The sequence below is a fragment of the Actinomadura sp. KC216 genome (genome assembly GCF_004348535.1).
Lineage (GTDB): Bacteria > Actinomycetota > Actinomycetes > Streptosporangiales > Streptosporangiaceae > Spirillospora.
Window position 1 is genome coordinate 1 of the sequence record NZ_SMJX01000160.1, and the last position, 18,795, is coordinate 18,795.

Genomic DNA, 18,795 nt, shown 5'->3' on the forward strand with positions numbered 1-18,795 from the left:
GGCGGGATGGTGCCCCGGCCGCCCGCGGGGAGGAGTGGAGAGCACACGGGCGGCCGGGGAAGTGCGGGCGAGCCCATTCACTCGGCCTTCGGAATGAGCGCCGATTGAAGGGTGGCATTTCGCGCAGGCATATGGGGCCTGCTAATTCTGCATAGCTTCAAAGCTATACCCCCGCGACGGGCGGACCGGGACGCGCGGAGCGCGCGGTGTCAGGCGGCGGGAACGTCGATGATCTGGGGCCGGGCGTCGGGATTGTCGGCGAGCCAGCGCAGCGTGGCGATGTTGCGCTGGACGATCGGCCGGTACAGATCGTGGTACGTCCGGTGCAGGATGTCGATCTCGCCGGCCGGGACGGCGGCGGTGCGCCAGCGCAGCACCCGGTAGGCGTCGGTGATGTGGTCGGAGAGCGCGACGACGGTGATCCCCTCGGGCGCCGGCCAGGTCGGCGAGGCCAGCGCGATGGCGAACCCGGCCGCGACGAACCCGACCATGACGTTGCTGTCCGCCCCCGCGTACCGGAACCGCGGCGTGAACCCGGCGGCCTCGCAGGCGGCGCGCAGGAGGGCGGTGCCGCCGTCGTCCCCGCCCAGCGGCGGGATCCACGTCTCCCCGGCGAGATCGGCCAGGCCGACCCGGCCGCGCGCCGCGAGCGGATGGCTGGAGGCGATCGCGATGCCGCACGGCTCGATGATGATGATCCGCTCGGTGATCCCCGGCGGGCACGGCGGCGCGTGGTGGTCGGCGACGCGGCCCATGAGGACGACGTCGGCCTGGTCGTTGGCGAGCAGGCGGGTCAGGACGGCGCCGGAATAGTCGAGGTTGGTGCTGATGGTGCGGTGCGGCATCTCGGTTTCGAGCCTGCGCAGCCATTCGCCCAGCAGGATGTGCGGGTGCGTGCCGAGCCGGATGCCGCTGCGCGACCCGTCGCCAGGGACGGTGGCGAGGAGATCGTCCATGTCGGCCAGCACGCCGCGGGCGCGCGCCAGGACGTGCCGCCCCAGCGCCGTGGGCGTGATGCCCTGCGGGCCGCGGACGAACAGGGGCCCGCCGAACGCGTTCTCGATGCGGCGGAGCTGGTTGCTGAGCGTCGGCTGGGAAACGCCCAGACTCGCCGCGGCGCGCGTGATGCTGCCCGTTTCGGCGACCTGGCACAGCACCCGCAAATGGCGCAGTTCCACCTGCATAGCCGCGAAGCTATGCCGGAATGGACGGCCCCCGCAAGCATGACGCGAATTTCACATTTCATTCTATAAAGACTGAATGCCGGGACCGGCGCCCTTCCATTCCCGAACGCGCGGCGTCCGCGGTGGTCAGATGACGCCGGCTTCGGCGAGCCAGCGCCAGAGCTGTTCCTGGCCGACGACGGTGACCCCGAGCTTTTCGGCCTTGCCCGTCTTCGAGGCGCCGACGTTGTCGCCGGCGAGCAGGTAGTCGGTGGTGGCCGAGACCGACGAGGCGGTCGTCGCCGCCGCCTGCTCGACCAGCCGCGTGATGTCCGGACGGCTGATCTTCGCGCCCGAGCGCGGGTCGGTGAACGCGCCCGTGATCACGACCGCCTTGCCCTTGAGCGGGGAGTCGCCCGCGGCCGCCTTGTCGACCGGGCGGTCCTCGTCCAGGACGTCGAGGTTCACGCCGCGCTCGCGCAGCGCCGCGATCTCCTCCCGGACCTCGGGGCGGGCGAAGAAGGCCACGACGCTCTCGGCGACCTTCGGCCCAATGTCGCGGATCGCCACGAGGTCCTCGACCGTCGCCGCCGCGACGTCCTCGATGCGCTCGTAGCCGGCCAGGCACAGCCGCTTGGCGGTGCCCTCGGACGCCATCGGGATCGCCAGCCCGATCAGCGCGCGCCGCAGCCCCATCCCCTTGGACGACGCGATCGAGCCGACCATGTTCTTGGCGCTGACCTCGCCCATCCGCTCGTAGCCGAGCAGCTGCTCGGCGGTCAGGTCGTAGAAGTCGCTGCGCCGCCTGAGCACGCCCTCCTCGGCGAGCTTCTCGATCCACGTGTCGCCGACGCCCTCCATGTCGGCGGCCGGGCGCGAGGCCCAGTGCATCAGCCGCCGCGTCGCCTGCGCCGGGCACTGCAGGTTCAGGCACCAGCGCTCCTCGCCGGTGCCGCGGACCTCCAGCTCCGACCCGCACGACGGGCAGCGCTCCGGCGGGACGATCTCGACCTCGCTCCCGTCGCGCCGCTCCGGCAGCGAGCGGCCCGCGAACGGGATCACGTCGCCGCGCCGGACGACCGCGACCGTGTCGCCGATCCGCAGGTCGCGCTCGCGGATCAGGCGCGGGTTGTGCAGGGTGATGTTCTCCACCGTCACGCCGCCGACGAACACCGGCGCGACCTTCGCCCGCGGCGGGACGCGGCCGATCTTGCCGACCGGCCACTCGACCGACAGCAGCGTCGTCAGCTTCTCCTCCGGCGGGTACTTGAACGCGATCGCGCCGCGCGGCTCGGCGCTGTTGAAGCCCGCCGCGTCGAACGCCGCCGGCTCGTGCAGCCGCACGACCGCGCCGTCGATCTCGTAGTCGAGCCCGTCGCGGCGGGAGCCGATCTCGTGGATCGCGTCCATGACCTCCTCGACGGTCGTGCACACGTACTGGGCGACGGACTCGAAGCCCGCCGGGTCGTCGATCGCGACGCCGTCGCGGTCGGTGCCGAACGCGAAGAACCGCAGCAGCCGCTTGGCCTGCGCCGCCGCCTCCGGGTCCTTCAGCACGAGCGTTCCGGCGGCGCCCGAGCGCGGGTTGGTCAGCGTCCGCTCCGGGTGCGCCTCGTTGTAGGCCGCCCACACCGAGCGCAGCATCACCGCCTCGCCGCGGACCTCGACGCGTCCGGGCGCGTCGATCGCGGCGGGCAGGCCCGGGATCACGTGCCGCACCTTCGCGGTCACGAGCTCGCCGACGGTGCCGGTGCCGCGCGTCGCGACGTAGTCGAGCTTCCCGTCCACGTAGACGGCGCTGAGCGAGAGCCCGTCGAGCTTCTCCGACACCCGGAACACCTGGCCGCTGAACCGCTCGCAGAACGTGCGGATCTGGTCCTCGCCGGTGGCCTTCGCCAGCGACAGCATCGGCCGCGCGTGCCGGACGGTCGGGCCGGTCAGCTCCGCCGGCGCGTTGACCTTGCCGAGCGGGCTGTCGGGCGGCTCCAGCTCCGGGTGCTCGGCGACGAGCGCCGCGAGCTCGTCCTTCAGCGCGTCGTAGTCGGCGTCCGGCACGGGGCTGTCGCCGGCGCCGTAGTACAGGTCGTTCAGCCGCTTGACCTCGGCGGTCAGCTCCGCGATGCGTTCTCCAACGTCCACCCCTCGATTAAACGCGATGCCACCGACACTGGTGATCGTCCGTGGTATTGGAGGTGGCGCCGGGCGGTCAGCGGAAGGAGCGGCGGTAGGCGGCCGGGGTGGTGTGCAGGGCGGCGTGGAAGCGGCGGCGGAGGTTGACCGCCGAGGAGAGGCCGACGCGGGCCGCGATGGTCTCGACGGGCAGGTCGGTGTCCTCCAGCAGGGCGCGAGTGGCGGCGAGGCGGCGCTCCAGCAGCCAGCGCGCGGGCGGGACGCCGAGCCGGCCGGTGAACCGGCGGGTGAGCGTGCGCGGGGAGACGCCCGAGAAGGCGGCCATGTCCTCGACGGTGATCTGCTCGTCCAGGCGCGAGAGGAGCCATTCGAGCAGGGGCGCCAGCGAGTCCGGCATGGGGCCGGTGGTGGGCAGCGGAGGGTACTGGCGCTGGCGGCCCTCGCGGTGCGGACCTGCGGCGAGCTGGCGGCCGATGCGCATCGCGTGGGCCGCGCCGTGCTCCTGGAGGACCTGGTGCAGGCACAGGTCGAGGGTGGCGGCCGAGGCCCCGGCGGTGGCGATGTCGCCGTGGTCGAGGTAGATGACGGTGCCGTCCGGGATGACGCGGGGGTGGCGGGCGGCGAGCTCGGCGGAGAGCTCCCAGTGGACGGACGCGCGGCGCCCGTCCAGCAGGCCCAGGGCGGCGGGGATGAAGATCCCGGCGGCTACCGCGACGATGCGGGCGCCGCGGGCATGGGCCCGGGACACCGCGTCGAGGACGGCGGGCGACGCGACGAACGTCCAGCCCGCGATGACGACGGTGTCCGCCTCGTCCATGGCGTCGAGCCCGCGCTCCACCTGGATGGGAACGCCGAGCGTGGTGCCCAGCGAGCCGGGATTCTCGGCGCACAGACCGAAGCTGTAGTGCTGCGGGATGTCAGGGCCGTGGTAGCCGAAGACGGCCGAGGCGGACGTGACCGGATAGAGCTCCTGATTAGGCGCGACCAGGGCGACCACGCGATGCGGCCCGGGCGGCCCCGGTTCCGGGCACTCCATGGGCATGGCGCAAATGTACCTAATGATGTCATCTCGGACACCAGTGGCCTGACCTGGAAAGACCCAGGATCGGGGATCATGTGGACGAGGAACTTCACCCTCTACTTCGGCGCCCGCACGATCTCCCTGCTCGGCGACGCGATGATGCCCGTCGCCTCGGCGCTGGCGATCGGCGAGGTCTACGGGATCGCGGGCGTCGGCTACGTGCTCGGGCTCTGGACCGCGTCCGCCGTGCTGGTCATGCTGTTCGGCGGGGTCGTCGCCGACCGGATCGGCGCCCGCCGCGTGATGATCGGCGCGGACGCGGTCAGGGTCGTCACCCAGGGCCTGGTGGCCGTCGCCTTCCTGGACGGCGCCCCGCCGTACGCCCTGCTGCTGGCGACGGCGTTCCTGTCCGGCACGGCCGCCGGGATGTTCGAGCCGGGCGTCGGCGGCATGGTCCCCCTGGTCGCGCGGGATCCCCAGCGCGCCAACGCGACGCTGAAGATCGCCGAGGCGATCACCCACCTGACCGGCCCCGCGCTGGCGGGCGTGCTCATCGTCGCCGCCGGACCGGTCGTCGTCTACACGGTGGACGCCGCGACGTTCCTCGTCAGCGGCGTGTTCCTCCTGCTGACCAGGGTCAGCGTGGCGAAGCCCGCGCCGTCCAACGTGCTCGGCGACCTGCGCAGGGGCTGGGACGAGTTCAGGGCCAGGAGCTGGATGTGGTCGGTCATCCTGGTCTGGGTGTTCTGGGGCGTCCTGGTGATCGGCCCGTCCGTGCCGCTGGCGTCGCAGGTCATCGGGGACGACTACGGCTGGGTGATGGCCGCGCTCGGCCTCGGCACCATCCTGGGCGGGCTGGTGGCGATCAGGCTCAGACCCCGCAGGCCACTGGCCGCCGGGGCGGTGGCGGTGAGCGCCTACGTGCCGGTCCCCCTGACGGTCGCGCTCGGGCTGCCGCTCCCGCTCCTGATGGCCGGGCACCTGCTCGGCGGCTGCGCGCTGGCGTTCTGGTCGGTGATGTGGTCGACCAGCGTCCAGACGCGGGTCGCGCCGGACGTCCTGAACCGTGTCAACGCCTACCAGATCGCCGGTTCGGTCGCGGGCATGGCGGCCGGGCAGGCCCTCGCCGGCCCGGCCACCGCACTGATCGCCCCGCGCACCTTCATGCTGCTCTCGACCCTGACGACCATCGCCGTAGTGGCGGCCCTACTCCTCATCAAACCGGTAAGAAACCTGGGCCGAGACCCCGAACCGGCCTGGGCGTCAGTCGAGGAAGGCCGCCGGGGGACGGCGCCGGCGATCAACCTGTAGGTGGAGGACGTCCCCCCGGCCGTAATGGCCGGCGGGGTCGAAGTTGTGGCGTTCGGCGCGGACGACGGCGGGGTCGATGTCGGCGACGACGAGGCGTTCCTCCCCCGACACCGGAGGGACGATCCATTGGCCGTCGGGCCCGGCGATGGCCGAGCCGCCGTCATAGCGGGAGGCGCATTCCGCGAGCTGGTCGTGGAAAGGGAAATCAGTAGGGATGTCGCCATAGGAGAACAGGGCTCCGGCGGCCAGCGAGTAGACGCGGCCTTCCCGGGCGATGAAGCGCGTGATGTCGCCCGTGAGCCCGGACGACCCGGGCCAGACCGAGACGTGCAGGCTCTCGCCCTGGGCGTAGAGGGCGTGGCGGGCCAGCGGCATCCAGTTCTCCCAGCAGATCAGGCCGCCGACCGCGAAGCCGCCGACCTGGTGAGTCCGCAGGCCGTGACCGTCGCCGATGCCCCAGACCAGCCGCTCCTCATGCGTGGGCATCAGCTTGCGATGGGCGCCGACGATCCCCTCATCAGGAGAAATCGCCACGAGCGAGCAGTAGACGGTGCCGCGAACGCGCTCGGTGATACCCAGATAGGTGAAGACCTTCAGGTCGCGGACGGCCTCGGTGATAACGCGCAGCTCGGGGCCGTCGAGCTCGACGGCCGCGTCCAGATAGGCGGCATAGGCGCGTTTCTGGTCCGGGTCGTCGAACCGGGCTCCGCCGGTCCGCTCGACCCAGAACGGATAGCCCGACAGGAACGTCTCGGGAAACGCCAGCAGCTCGACGTGGTCGGCGGCGCCCCGTTCAAGGAACTCCACCACCTTGGCGACCCCGCCAGCGGAATCGAGCCAGGAACAACGGGCCTGAGCCGCACCGACGCGCATACCAATGATCTTCCCAGAGATCGGGTTGACCTCAAGCCTTGTTGAGGTGGCAACGTGCTGGACATGAGCGAAGACAGAGTGATCATCTACGAAGAGGCGGGCGCCGACCCCGCGATCGATGTCATGACCGTCCAGAACGGCAGCGGACGCACGCGCGTGCGGGCCGTCGGCAAGCAGGAGGAAATGGTCGAGCTGGTGTCCCGGCTGGTCGGCGAAGGGGTGACCCGGGTCGAGATCTGCGGCGCGTTCGGTGCCGTGTGGCACGCCGCCGCCGGACGGGCGGCCGAGGGGAAGGTGCCCGTGGGCGCCATCTACTACGGCTTCGAGTCGCTCACCGGCGTCGCCTCGTACAAGGCGCGTTTCGAGGACGGGGACGTGCTGTCGGAGGCGTTCATCATCGTCCACGAAGGCGCCGACCCGTCGCGCGACGTGATCGTCCACGAGCGGGGCGACGGCGGGAGGACGACCCTCGTCGCGGTCCCGGACGAGGCCGCCGCCGGCGACGTGGCCGAGGCGATGGCCAACGACCTCCAACTGATCGAGCTGTACGGCGCTTCCGGCCCGGAGGGCGCCGAGCCGGTCATCCGCGCAGTGGACGGCAAGGTCCCGGTCGGCGTCAGCGCCTACCGCCGCTAGAACGAGGCCGAGGCGGTCCGGCTCAGGGGAGTGCGCCGCTGGCCGGGGTCGGGTCCTGGCGACCCGGTGACGCCGTTCGTGTCCCTCGATACGGTGATTGGGGCCGAACGGGTGAGCGGGAAGCGAGCGGCGGGGTCATGGGTCATGGCGAGTTCTACACCACCATCGCTCAGGTCTTTCCCGTGCTGCTGCTGGCCTTACTCTGGGACTCCCAGTACTTGGAGAACCTGCGCGTCCGGCCTCGGCCGTCCCGGCGGGAGGACCCGGTCAACGGGGTGTGGTTCTGGACGAAGAGCCGCGTTCGCGTCTACGTCATCACGGTCTCGATAGTGATCGTCGCGGGGCTCGGCGCCGCGGTGTCGGCCCTGGCCGGGATACTGCCCGATAGTGCGGTCCTCCGATTCCTGCTTCTAGGTGCTTTGCTGTTGACCCTGGTCACGCTCGTGGTCCGCATCTGGGCGGAGGTCACCCACGCGTCTCGGCCACCGGCCTGACCAAGGTCGTGGACGGGCTCGAACGCCCCGGCGACACCGAGGCCCTGGCGAGGGAAGGTCCCGATGCACACCGCCGCTCCCGTCGTCTTCGACAGCCGGGCGCTGAGGCCATCGCTCCGGGCGCGCATGTCGCAGATGTGGAGGGCGCCGGTCGACGGGCTGCTCGAAGGCCTGATGACCACGATCATGCTCGGCGCGGCCTTCTGGACCGGCGTCGCCATGAGAATGGTGGAGGACGGGGCGCCGCGCATCGACGCGAAGGTGTCGGCGGCGGCATCGCACCGGCTGGTCGAGATGGCCCCGGTCGTCGTGGCGATGGGCCTGCTGCTGTCGCTCCTTTCGCTGGGCGCCGCCCGGTACGTCATATACGGCCTCGCCGGGATCGGCTGGCTGGGATTCGTCCTGTCCGACCTGCCCGCCCCGCCGGAGGCGCTCACCCTTCCGGCGTCCGCGCGAGACGACCTGTTCGCCGTCATCGGCTGGACCGGCGTGTTCGCCATGCTGAAGTCCGTGGCGCTGATGCTGTTCGTGCTCTTCGTGGCCCGGCGGGCGACCGTCGATACGCGCTGGCGGTTCGTCTCGTACACCGCCACGACCTCCAGAGCGCCGCGGCTCGGACGGCTCTTCAGCGACCCCTTCCGGTGGAGGACCCCGCTGTGGGCGGCGCACGCGGCCCCGCTGGCGCTGCTGGTCGAGGCGGGCCTGCTGTGGTCGCTGCTCATCGTCCGGTCCGGGCTGGACGGCTCGGGGACGATCGATCGGCACAGCATGGACCTCGTGGCGGCGGGCTTCACCGCCGCCTGGCCCGTCGTGCTCCTGTTCATCGCCCTTCCCTTCGGCCGGCCGGAGTGGAACCTCCCGGGCCTTTTCGGCTTCACCCTGGGGGTGATCGCGATCATCGGCGTGTTCGTGCCCGCGCCGGACGGGACGCCATGGGCCGGGCCGCCGTGGCTCGGCGACCTGGCCCGCGACGCCACCTCGCATCTGGTGGGCGTGTCCTGCTGGGTCGGGGTGATCGGTGTCGCGGCGTCCTTCGCCGCGATCCAGGTGACGCGCTGGGCGTACGGCTGGCGCTAGCCCGACGCCGGGTCGGGTTCCAGCGCGGGCCGCAGGGGGAGCCGCAGGCAGGAGATGCCGTGCGCCGTGCCGACCACCAGCAGCCCGTCCGGTTCGATCTCGACGCTGTGCAGGGGCACCTCCAGGTCGATCCACGCCGCCAGGTCGAGCAGCACGGCGGGCCGGCGGCGGATCCGCCCGGTACCGATGGGGACGATCCGCCCGGTGCCGAGGTCTATGATCCGCACGCGGCCGTCCTGGAGCAGCACGGCCGCCATCTGGGCGGGGTGGGCGCCGGGCAGGAGGCGGACGGCGAGCACGCGAAGGGACATCCGGTCGGGGAGGGAGCGCCACCGGCGGAACGAGCGCAGCCTCCGGCGGCGCCGGAGGGTGGCGAGGTTCCACACGCAGACGCGGCCGTCCGTTCCGGCGGTCACGGCGATGGGCCGTCCGCGGTGGTCCCGGCCGCAGTCCACGTCGGCGGCCCAGCCCGCGTGCCCGTGCAGCTTCTTGCGGAACGACCATTCCGGCAGGTCCCACGCGAGCGAGAAGTCACCGTGGCCCGAGGTCACCAGCGCGACCGTCCCGTCGTCGCGCTTCAGGGCGGCCGCCCTGGTGGTCCAGCCGAGGGGATGGATGCCCACGGCGCCTTTCGGTTCGCAGGTCTCGGCGTCCCAGACGCTCGCCACCCCGTCCGCTCCGAAGGCGACGGCGGCGAGGCGGCCGGACCCGTCGTCCACCAGCGTGACGGCGGACGACCCCGACGCCTCGGGACCCGCGAGCTCGGCCCGGACGGTCCCGCGCCCGGCGTCCCAGAGGACGACGCCCGCCGCGCCCAGCGAGAGCAGGACGCGATCACCGCAGGGCAGGGTGCCGGCCGCGACCCGGTAGACGGGCGACGACCGGCCGGGCCGTTCACCCGGCGCGAAGCGCGCGATGGCGTCCAGGTCCCACAGGCGGGCCGAGCCGTCGCCGCTCACCGTCACCATCACGGTGCCGTCGTGGACGGTGGCCGCGGCGACCTCCGTGATCCGGGACGTGTGCCCGGAAAGGGTGATCTCCGGCCCCGTATCGTCCGCGGTCGGGCCGATCCGCAGAGCCTGGCCGTCGTCGGTGTAGACGCCGTTGACGGCGCTCGGCCGGGCCGCCCCGCCGGCGACGAGGTCGATGACCACCTCCTCAGCGCGCTCGGACTCTCCCACCAGGGGTCTCGCGTCCGGGTAGAGGCGGGCGACGATCTCCTGGACGCGTTTCGTGACCGCCCGCACCTCCGGAGCGCCGGCCCTGCTGGACAGCCCCTGCGCGCTGTATATCTCGACGTTGCGGACCAGATCCCGGCACCGCACCCGGCTTCCGAAGGTGATCGCCGCGACCGGTCTGTGCGCCGCGTCCCGGAAGTAGACGGCGTCGGCGACATGGAACGTCGCCTTGCCGGAGGGACGCCTGGTCACGGGGACGAGCGGCTGCCCGGTCGCCACGTCCCAGTACTGGAAGACGGTCTGCGTTCCCCTCGCACGCCGCATCAGCAGGACGGGGCGCCGGTCGCGCAGCTCCCCGAAGGCGACGGGCTTCCAGAACGGACCCGTGTCGCGGAGCACGCTCAGCCGCTCTCCCGAGCGCAGGTCCCAGATCGCCGCGGGGCATCCCTTTCCACCGACGAACGCGGCGAGGCGGCCGTCCGCCAGGCGCCCGCACAGCAGCACCGGGTCGGGTTCGGCCAGCCGGGCCACGGCGCGCCGCGCCAACGGCGCCGGGCGGATGGGCTCGTGCGGCGTCCACGTGCCGAGGTCCAGGCGGTGCAGCGTGAGGTCGGCGCCGAGGACGGCCACCAGGCCGGGCCCGTCGGGCGAGGCGACGGCGCGGACCGACAGCAGCGGCGCGCCGCCGAGGTCGCGGAGGGCCAGCGGCTCGGCGGTCTGCAGATCCCAGACGTAGAGGGAGCCGTCCCTTCCCGCGGTGATCGCGGTGGGCGGTTCCATGGCCGGGACCGTGACCGAGGAGATCGGGGCGCCGTTCCCCGGCAGGACCCGGTGCGGATGCTCCAGCGGCCACTGCACCCAGTCCGTGCTCCAGGGGCGGGCGATGGGGCAGGCGCGGATGTGCGCGACCAGCGTCCCGGCGCCGAGCCGGTGCCCCCACAGCTCCAGGTAGGAGAGCCGTTCGGGGACGGCGGCGTCCCGCAGGAGATGGAGTGTCCGCTGGTAGGCGGCGGCCGCCGCGGTCTCCGCCGCGCCGGTGAGCGCGGGGAGCGCCGCGATCACGGCGGCGGGCGCGGCCATCGCGAGGTAGAGGCCGTCGGTGACGAACCGGCCGAACGTCCCGGCCGCCCGGGCGTGCGTCGCGAGGTGCGCCCGCGCGTAGGCGGGGGCGCGGGTCCAGTCGCGGTGTCCGGGCGCGAGCTCGGGGACCCTGCTCTCCAGGAACGTGACGAAGGCGGCGTGGACGTCGCCGCCGGCCTGGCCCGTCCGCAGGTACTCGGCCAGCGCGAGATGGTAGAGGCGGTAGACCGACGAGCCCTCTTCCAGCGCCTCGATGACGTACGCGCCGGCGTTCTTCATCAGCCAGACGATGTCCTCGTCCGTGTGCATCCGGCCGCTGAGCTCCGAGGCCAGCGGCGCCCACATGCCCGCCCAGGGCAGGCCCGCCCCGTGCGCGTAGGCGAGGGGACGCAGCAGCTCCCGCGCCCGCTCCGCGTCCGGGCCGAGCCGGGTCTCCAGATCCTGGTGCATGGCGTCCGCGGCGGTCCCCGGCAGCGACGCCCGCCAGGCGGGGTCGGCCGCGTCGGGGATCCCGTCACCGGCGGCGAGCGTGCGGGAGACGATGAGCGCGACGAGGAAGGAGCGGCCGGCCGCCGCCGCCACGGCCGCCGCGACCGGCTCCACCACCTCGTCGGGGACGTCGCGGAACGGGGAGTCCGCGGTGCTCTCGCGCAGGCACCGGATCGCGTACCGGCGCAGGCTCGGCCCGTCGGCGTACTCGGGCGCGTCCAGATCGAGCGTCCGCTCCGGCTTCCCGAGCCGGTGGACGAGATGCTTGCGCGTGCCGAGGACGAGCCGGAGCCCGCCCGGCTCCGCGCCGCGGATCAGCGGCCGGAGCAGCCAGGTGACGACATGGTCGGGCTCGACGGTCTCGTCCACCGCGTCGACGATGGCGACCAGGCCGCCGCGCTGCCGGACGGCCCGGAGCAGCTCGCCGGGCGTGGTGGCGTGCGCTTCGGCCGCCGCCGCCAGCGCGGCCAGGATCTGGCCTGCGGTCTTGCCGCGGGCGTGGACGGCCACGTCGATCGACCCGGCGGCGGGGACGGTCTCCGGCGGAACCCCGTCGAGCGGGACCGTGGACCGCCACTCCGGGTCGCTGAGCACCGCCAGCCGGGCGAGCACCGCGGACTTGCCCGAGCCGGGCCCGCCGGTCACGACCCGCAGCGTCCCCGCGGCCGCGTCCGACAGCCACCGGGTCAGCTCGCCCAGCGCCGCGTGCCGCCCGACGAAACGCCAGGCGACCTCGGTCGGGACGTCCACGCCGCGCGCCCGGGGCAGGAAGTGGCTGCGCAGGTCCTCCTCGCGCGCCGCCCGCTCCGCCATGATGAGCTGGGACAGGACGTCGAACCCGTGCAGCCGCGGGTCGTAGCGCGGGTTGACGAAGAAGCGCTGGTTCTCCGCCGAACCGAAAAGCGTGCTGCAGGAGATGGTCTGCCACGTTTTCCTGTTCGGGCTGGACTTCATGTATTCGGAGAGCGCCTCGGGAGCGAGGTAGCGCGGTTCATGCCCGGCGGTCGCCTGATGGTGGACGGCCTCTTTGAACAACGCCGCGAAGTCGCCGGGGCGTATCTGTTCGAGAGGATGGGCCGCTGCCAGCACCATCAGCGTCTTGTCGGTGGAATGGACGCTCGCCTCCATCCCCGTCGCGAGGGACTGGGCGCCTCCGCGTCCGGCGAAGCACGTGTCGATGATGAGCAGCAGGCTTTTCAGCTCCGTGTCCAGCAGCGCCGCCTCGACCAGGTCGGCCGTCGGGAGCGTGCCGAGGAGCCTGTCCCCGGTCGCGTCGCCCATCCAGAGCCGGTGGCGGCCGCTCACGAGGTCACCGTGCCCGGTGTGGTAGATGACCAGCAGGTCGTCCGGCGTGCAGCGCCCGCAGAACTCCCGGACGCCCTTCTCCATCTCCTCCCTGGTCGGGTCGATCCCGAGCCCCGGAACCCGCGCGTAGCCGAATTCCCCGACCAGCAGGTCGGTCATGAGCGCGACGGATTCCACGATGCGGTCGCCGCTCTCTTCCAGCCCGGCGGTCACGCCCGTCGCGATCAGATGCCTCCGGACCTCCCGCCCCGGCTCATCCACCCAGGCCCTCCGCGATCGCCCTCCCGGTGGCCGCATCGGTGAGATAGGCGCGCATGTCATGGGCGCGCGACCCGTTGTGCACCCGTATCTGCCCGACCCGGTCGCCGAAGAACGGCCGGATGTCCTCCACGACCGCGACCAGGTCGCCCGCGTCGGCGATGTTCGTCCAGCTCCCGACTCCGCCGGGCCAGTGCGCCCGCACGGCTCCGTCCTCGTCCTTCGGGGCGGGACGCAGCCGGTCGAGCACCAGGTGCCGCAGCCCGAGCGGCGACCCCAGCGTGACCAGCGTCGTCACCGGCCAATCAGGGTTGGCGCACAGGGCCTCGTAGGCGACGACGGACCCGAGCGAGTGCGCGACGATGACGCGCGTCCGGGGCGTCACGGCCGCCGCGACCTCCGCCTGCGCCGCGGCGCGGACGGCATCGTCGGTGAAGTACCGGCGGACCTGTTTCAGATCGCCGATGAAGGCACGCTCGCCGACGCCGCTCCAGAACCGCGACATGGTCAACGCGTACAGCGCCTTCTGCACCCATGCCGGGCTCCGGAAAAGCGTCTCCTCACCGGGCGGCACGACACGATCGTCGACCTCGCCCGCGCGTTCCCACAGGACCGAAAGGAGTTCCTGCTCGTAGCCCTCCTCGACGTCGTTGGCGTCGAAATAGGCCTCGGGCCCGAGAACCTCCGCCTCCGGACGGAACAACCGGCCGTAACTGGCGACCGTGACGTCGTCCGGAGCGACGTCCCGTCCCGCGAACTGGAGGCCCTGCCTCAGCGCGGGGAACAGCCGCGAGTGCAGGGTGACGGAACCGTCCAGTTGCTTGCCGATTCCGTGCACCAGAACGATCGACATCAGATCACCTAGAGAAGAAAGAGGGCCCACCCGCTGCGTCTGAAGGACCACCCTGGCCCCGGCGATCACCTTTCTTCAAGGGACCCGGTCACAACTGGCCACTACCGGTGACCGGCCGCCGTTCCTCCGCAGCTCGTGGGCCCTCCGTCAGGCGCCCGACGCCCATTCCTTGAGCGCGTCCTTGGACTTGAAGTCGGCGACGTTCTTGTCGAGCGGCTTGGAGGTGTACTGGTGGAAGAGCCACTTGTCCTTGATGAGCGGGTCACCGGCCTCGCGGTAGTCGGCGATCCAGAGCCCGTCGGCCTTGTAGTCGCCGGTGCCCTTGCGCGTCCACAGATCGCGGTTGCAGTAGAGGATCAGCCGGTGCCGGGGGCGCAGCTTCTTCACCTCGCGCAGGAACTTGTCCTTCTGGGCGCTGGTGGCGCGGTGCCCCTTCGGGTCGGTCTCCCAGTCCAGGGCCAGGAAGTCACCGTCCGCGGCGCCGCAGTTCTCGACGAAGTACCGGGCCTGCGCCTTGATCCGGGCCGGCTTCAGGCCGCGCCGGCCGAGCAGGAAGTGGTAGAAGCCCACCACGCAGCCGTCCCGGCGGGCCTGCTCGGCCTGGCGGGCCCGCTTGGGGTTCTCGTAGGTGCGGCCCTCGGTCGCCTTGACGATCACAAAGTCCAGCCCCTCGGACTCGAAGGAGGGGTTGTGGGACGAGACGTCGATGCCGTGCAGCATGACGGCCCCCTTTCGGCTCTCAAGCCGACCCCCTGTATCACCCGTACCTCCACCACCGCCGGCGGCTACACGCCGCCGGGCAACAAATCCGTTCATCCCGGCCACATCGCCATAGCGCGGGCCCGTACAGGGGTCAGGCGGGACGACGGCGGCCGAGGCCGGGGAGGAAGCGGCCCACCGCGGCGGCGTAGCGGTCGTAGTCCGCGCCGTGGAGGCGGCGCAGGTAGGGCTCCTCGACCGCGCGGACCTGCAGCTCGATCGCGGCGACCGTGAGGATCAGCCCGGCGATCGACACCGCGTTGGGGACCATGGCGGCCAGCCCGACGGCTGTGACGATCATGGCGGTGAAGATGAGGTTGCGGGCCACGGCGAACGCGCCGGAGGTGACCAGCGCGGTGCGCTCGTGCTCGTCGACCCCGATGCGCCAGGAGGCTCCCATCGACGTCTGCGCCGCGAGGGTGGCGGCCACGCCGAGGAGGGCGAGCACAAGCCCGGTGCCGCGCACGATCGGCCGGTCGAGGATGCCGAACGGACCCAGGCCGGCCAGCGCCGCGACGGGGCCGGCGAGGCCGACGAGCAGCGCGGCGACGAAGGCGATGCGGGCCCACCACTGCACGCTGCCGGGGGCCAGGCCGCCGCCCCGGAATCCGGTGTCCCCGGTGCGGCGCCATTGCAGCAGGCTGCGCAGCCCGAACGCCGTGGCGATCCCGACGAGATAGATGATCAGCGCTGCCAGGGCCACGACGTCCTCCAGGCGGGTCGGCAGGGGTTCGGGGGGAAGCGGGTCACCAGCCGACCTCGTCGCAGCCGACGTGGTCGGGCGGCTCCACCTGGAGGGTGGCGTGGGCGATGGCGTGCCGGTCGCGGAGCAGGTCGCGGGCACGGTCCAGGACGGCGTGGGCGTCGGCGCCGTCGGTGGTGACCAGGTGTGCGGTGGCCACGTGCATGCCGGACGTCAGCGTCCACAGGTGCAGGTCGTGGACGTCCTGGACGCCCTCGACGGCCGCGAGCTCACCCTCGACCGTCCGGGTGTCGAGCCCCTCGGGCGCGTGCTGCCCGAGCACCGCGACGACCTGCCGGCCCAGCGCCACGGCGCGGACCACCACGAACAGCCCGATGGCGAGCGCGACGAGCGTGTCGAACAGCGGCTTGCCGGTGGCGGCGACCAGGATCCCGGCCGCGATGACCCCGACCGACCCGGCGGTGTCGGCCACGACCTCCAGGTAGGCGCCCTTGACGTTCAGGCTCTCGGACGCGCCGCCGCGCAGCAGCACCAGCGCGGCGAGGTTCGCGAGCAGGCCGAGCGCTCCGACCACCAACATGGGGCCGGTGGACACCTCGACCTCCTGCCCGATCCGTCCCACGGCCTCGACGGTGATGTAGGCGGCGGTGCCCAGCATCACGAGCACCGCGAACCCGGACGCGAACACCTCGGCCCGGTACGACCCGTAGGTCCGCCGCCCGGTGCTGTCCGGACGGGTGGCGACCTTCGTCGCCACGAGCGCGGCGGCCAGCGTCACCACGTCCGCGGCCATGTGCCCGGCGTCCGAGAGCAGCGCCAGGGACCCCGAGACCAGCCCGTAGACCAGCTCGACCACGAAGAACGACCCGATCAGCGCGAAGGCCGCGCCCAGCCGCCAGCGATGCCGCCCCGCGGCGTGCCCGGCGGCCTGCGACGGGCCGGTGGCAGGACCGTGCCCGTGCCCGTGACCGGCGCCCATCACGACGCCCGTTCGGGGTGGACGGCCTCGGTGTGCTCGATGTGCGCGACGGCCAGGTCGAGCAGCATCCGCACGTGCGCGTCGGCCAGCCGGTAGTACGCCATCCGCCCCGACCGGCGCGCGGTCACCACCCGGTGCGCCCGCAGCAGCCGCAGCGCGTGCGACGCCGCCGACTCGCTCATGTCGCTGACGGCGGCGAGATCGCAGACGCACAGCTCCCCGTCCAGCAGCGCGACCAGCATCCGCAGCCGCCGGCTGTCGGCCAGCAGCCCGAACACCTCCGCGGTGTCGGCCAGATCGGCTTCGGCCGGCATCCGCTCCCGGACCGAGGCGACCCTGGGCGCGTCGACGACCCGCACCGCGCAGTCGTCCGCCACCGAGAGCTGATCATCTGAAGAACTGTTCACATATCAACCATGAGGGGCGGATGGCCGCCCTGTCAACCCATGATGTGCCTCTTGAACGGCGGATCAAAGCATGATGCGGCGGTTCCGGAGGCAGGTGAAGACGCCGAGGAACATCCGCTCCGTGTCGACGTACTCGTGGAAGCCGAAGCGGCGGGCCGTGCGGCGGTCAGGCGTCGCGAGGGCCGAATTCCTGGCTGAGGACGTCGCGGGCGACGGACGTGCCGAGCCGCTTCCCGTCGACGGTGGCGAAACGGTAGTGGACCCCTGCCCAGACCCTGGCCTGGAGCAGTTCGGCCAGAGCCTCGGACAGGCTGTCGTAGTGGCGGGTCGTGCCCGAGTCGGCGCTGGACGCGCTGAACGGGAGATCGTCGCGGCCGAAGAACGTCCGCAGGCCCGCCGTGACCGCCATGGTGTAGCAGGCATGGCCGGACGGGTACTCCGCCGACGGCGCCGTGGTCCGCAGCGGAGCCCAGGACGGGTCGGCGCGCGTGGCCGGGTTGCCGTCGGTGTCCGCCAGCGGGATCGCCGTCACCGGACGCCAGAAGCTCCAGCGCTTCTTCTCCCGGTAGCAGGCGATCATCGTGTCGGCGGCGGTGATGCCCACCATGGCGAACAGGCGGGCCGTCTCCAACACGCCGAGCCGGTGGGTCGCGGCGAGCCCGCGGACGATCGCCCACTCCACCAGGCGCGGATCGTCCCACCAGATCGCCGCCTCGGTCTGCTCGGGCGTGCGCATCCTGCTGGTGGCCGAGCCGAGGGCCTTGACCTCGTTCAGGTCGCGCGCGTAGGCGGCACCGGCCAGCGCCGGGGGACCGGGGGCGCTGTAGTCGCCGGTCCGGACGGCGAACGGCTTCACGGTGGCGAACCAGGCGCCGACCTGGAGATGGTCCGGTGGCGTCGGCCGCCACTGGCCCGGCCTGGTCCCGACGGGCCAGGTCGCGTCGGAGAACGCGCCGTCGTCGCGGCGCGCCTCGATCATGGCCGCCGCCGCGGCCGTACACCGCGCCCTTGACGATCGCGAAGCTGCGGGCGGACGTGGTCGGCGACTGGCGGGCGACCTCGAAGACGGCGGTCTGGGCGTGGACGTCCCACGCGATGACGGCATTGGACGCGGCGACCGGACGCGGCCGTGCCCGTGCCGCCGGGATCGTGGACACCAGCGGCAGGGCCAGCGCGAACGCGGTCACGACCGCCACGCCGCCGAATCTTCCTGATTCACCCGCACGGTATTTCATGGCACCCCGAGCAGTAAGGCGATCTGACCGAATTACAGCAATGGCCGCGTTCATGTTCACGATGTGCCGCGGAAATCCATGCTACGGCCGTCGATGATCAGGCCCTGCCCAGGTCAGAGTGCGCCATTCATGAAGGTTGGGTAAACCATCTTCCGGGTGCCGCGTTCAGCGGGGGTTCGCCCTCGTCAGCGTGAGCGCGGCCCCGGCGCCGTGCCGAGGCCGCGCTCGCGGCCGGTGTCAGGTGTTGAGCATGCCGAGCAGCCGGCTGGTCATGGCGCTGGTGCGTTCCATGGTGCCTTGGGCATACGTTTTGGCGGTGGGGTTGGCTCCCTTCTGCAATTCCACTTTGGACATCTCCACCGCGTTGCCCTGGTGCCCGAGGAGCAGGTTGAGGAAGGTGATGTCGAAACCGCGGCCTTCGGCCTGTTTCAGGGTCCTCATCTCCGCGGGGCCGATGGCCGGCAGCCCGCCATGGGCGGCGTGGGAGTTCGCCGGGCCCTGAAGCGTGGTCGGCTTCGACCAGGCGGTGAGCCATGACCTCATCTGCTGTATCTCGCCGGCGCTGTCCTTCTCGACGGCGGCGGCCAGCTTCTTGACCTCCGCGTCCTTGGAGCGCTCGGGGACGAGCCGGGCCATGTCGAGCGCCTGCTGCCGATGCACGATCATCATCTGCAGGTACATGACATCGTCGGCGTTGTGAGCGGCCGATGCCTTCGGCTTGGCGGCGCCCGGATCGCTCGCCTTCGACTCGCCGCCGCACGCCGTCAGCAGCATGACGAAGGCGACGAGCACTCCGGCGAGCACATGGTGCCGGGAACGGGCCGCGCTGGGCGCGGGGCGGGGG

16 protein-coding genes are annotated in these 18,795 nt (G+C 72.2%); 4 read left to right on the top strand and 12 right to left on the bottom strand.

The annotated features are described in order from the left end of the window. Window positions 1-209: 209 nt before the first annotated feature. The 3 genes from E1264_RS25130 to E1264_RS25140 all read right to left on the bottom strand — a co-directional run bounded on the left by E1264_RS25130 (window position 210) and on the right by E1264_RS25140 (window position 4,335). Window positions 210-1,184: a LysR family transcriptional regulator gene (locus E1264_RS25130; protein WP_132177640.1), complete on the bottom strand. Its 975-nt coding sequence runs from the start codon at window positions 1,182-1,184 to the stop codon at window positions 210-212. Between the two features lie 126 nt (window positions 1,185-1,310). Next, window positions 1,311-3,302 carry an NAD-dependent DNA ligase LigA gene (ligA, locus tag E1264_RS25135; protein ID WP_132177642.1) on the bottom strand — a complete coding sequence of 664 codons (1,992 nt, stop codon included), beginning with the start codon at window positions 3,300-3,302 and terminating at the stop codon, window positions 1,311-1,313. 67 nt (window positions 3,303-3,369) lie between these two features. After that, window positions 3,370-4,335, bottom strand: coding sequence for a helix-turn-helix domain-containing protein (locus E1264_RS25140; RefSeq protein ID WP_132177644.1), 966 nt, complete (start codon window positions 4,333-4,335; stop codon window positions 3,370-3,372). 72 nt (window positions 4,336-4,407) lie between these two features. Between E1264_RS25140 and E1264_RS25145 the strand changes: the two genes are divergently transcribed. Further along, window positions 4,408-5,625 (top strand): MFS transporter, encoded by a 1,218-nt coding sequence (locus E1264_RS25145; RefSeq protein ID WP_132177646.1) that lies wholly within the window; start codon window positions 4,408-4,410, stop codon window positions 5,623-5,625. Here E1264_RS25145 and E1264_RS25150 read toward each other — a convergent pair. Beyond that, window positions 5,578-6,498, bottom strand: a complete 921-nt coding sequence (locus tag E1264_RS25150; RefSeq protein WP_132177648.1) for a carbon-nitrogen hydrolase family protein — start codon at window positions 6,496-6,498, stop codon at window positions 5,578-5,580. The genes E1264_RS25145 and E1264_RS25150 overlap by 48 nt on opposite strands. 63 nt (window positions 6,499-6,561) lie before the next feature. Here E1264_RS25150 and E1264_RS25155 point away from each other — a divergent pair, with 63 nt between their 5' ends. The 3 genes from E1264_RS25155 to E1264_RS25160 all read left to right on the top strand — a co-directional run bounded on the left by E1264_RS25155 (window position 6,562) and on the right by E1264_RS25160 (window position 8,705). Continuing rightward, window positions 6,562-7,134 (top strand): DUF6506 family protein, encoded by a 573-nt coding sequence (locus E1264_RS25155; RefSeq protein WP_132177650.1) that lies wholly within the window; start codon window positions 6,562-6,564, stop codon window positions 7,132-7,134. A gap of 137 nt (window positions 7,135-7,271) precedes the next feature. Beyond that, a complete protein-coding gene (locus tag E1264_RS43670) occupies window positions 7,272-7,628 on the top strand; it encodes a hypothetical protein (protein ID WP_165964368.1) in 357 nt (118 codons plus the stop codon). Between the two features lie 63 nt (window positions 7,629-7,691). After that, the gene (locus tag E1264_RS25160) at window positions 7,692-8,705 is read left to right on the top strand and encodes a hypothetical protein (RefSeq protein WP_132177652.1); all 1,014 of its coding nucleotides are present in this window, start codon (window positions 7,692-7,694) and stop codon (window positions 8,703-8,705) included. Here the strand turns inward: E1264_RS25160 and E1264_RS25165 are convergent. The 8 genes from E1264_RS25165 to E1264_RS25200 form a co-directional block, all read right to left on the bottom strand. Beyond that, window positions 8,702-13,018: a hypothetical protein gene (locus E1264_RS25165; protein ID WP_132177654.1), complete on the bottom strand. Its 4,317-nt coding sequence runs from the start codon at window positions 13,016-13,018 to the stop codon at window positions 8,702-8,704. The genes E1264_RS25160 and E1264_RS25165 overlap by 4 nt on opposite strands. Continuing rightward, window positions 13,011-13,868, bottom strand: coding sequence for a hypothetical protein (locus tag E1264_RS25170; protein ID WP_243711153.1), 858 nt, complete (start codon window positions 13,866-13,868; stop codon window positions 13,011-13,013). The genes E1264_RS25165 and E1264_RS25170 overlap by 8 nt, the downstream gene beginning before the upstream one ends. A gap of 147 nt (window positions 13,869-14,015) precedes the next feature. After that, the gene (locus tag E1264_RS25175; protein ID WP_132177656.1) at window positions 14,016-14,588 is read right to left on the bottom strand and encodes a GH25 family lysozyme; all 573 of its coding nucleotides are present in this window, start codon (window positions 14,586-14,588) and stop codon (window positions 14,016-14,018) included. Between the two features lie 133 nt (window positions 14,589-14,721). Beyond that, window positions 14,722-15,330, bottom strand: coding sequence for an isoprenylcysteine carboxylmethyltransferase family protein (locus E1264_RS25180; protein WP_132177658.1), 609 nt, complete (start codon window positions 15,328-15,330; stop codon window positions 14,722-14,724). A gap of 43 nt (window positions 15,331-15,373) precedes the next feature. Beyond that, the gene (locus E1264_RS25185) at window positions 15,374-16,309 is read right to left on the bottom strand and encodes a cation diffusion facilitator family transporter (RefSeq protein ID WP_132177660.1); all 936 of its coding nucleotides are present in this window, start codon (window positions 16,307-16,309) and stop codon (window positions 15,374-15,376) included. Further along, window positions 16,309-16,716: a metalloregulator ArsR/SmtB family transcription factor gene (locus E1264_RS25190; RefSeq protein ID WP_279491382.1), complete on the bottom strand. Its 408-nt coding sequence runs from the start codon at window positions 16,714-16,716 to the stop codon at window positions 16,309-16,311. The genes E1264_RS25185 and E1264_RS25190 overlap by 1 nt, the downstream gene beginning before the upstream one ends. Window positions 16,717-16,882: 166 nt before the next feature. Then, window positions 16,883-17,695 (bottom strand): vanadium-dependent haloperoxidase, encoded by an 813-nt coding sequence (locus E1264_RS25195; RefSeq protein ID WP_207936163.1) that lies wholly within the window; start codon window positions 17,693-17,695, stop codon window positions 16,883-16,885. Between the two features lie 493 nt (window positions 17,696-18,188). After that, window positions 18,189-18,795: DUF305 domain-containing protein (locus tag E1264_RS25200; RefSeq protein WP_207936168.1), on the bottom strand; the 607-nt coding region annotated here is incomplete at its 5' end.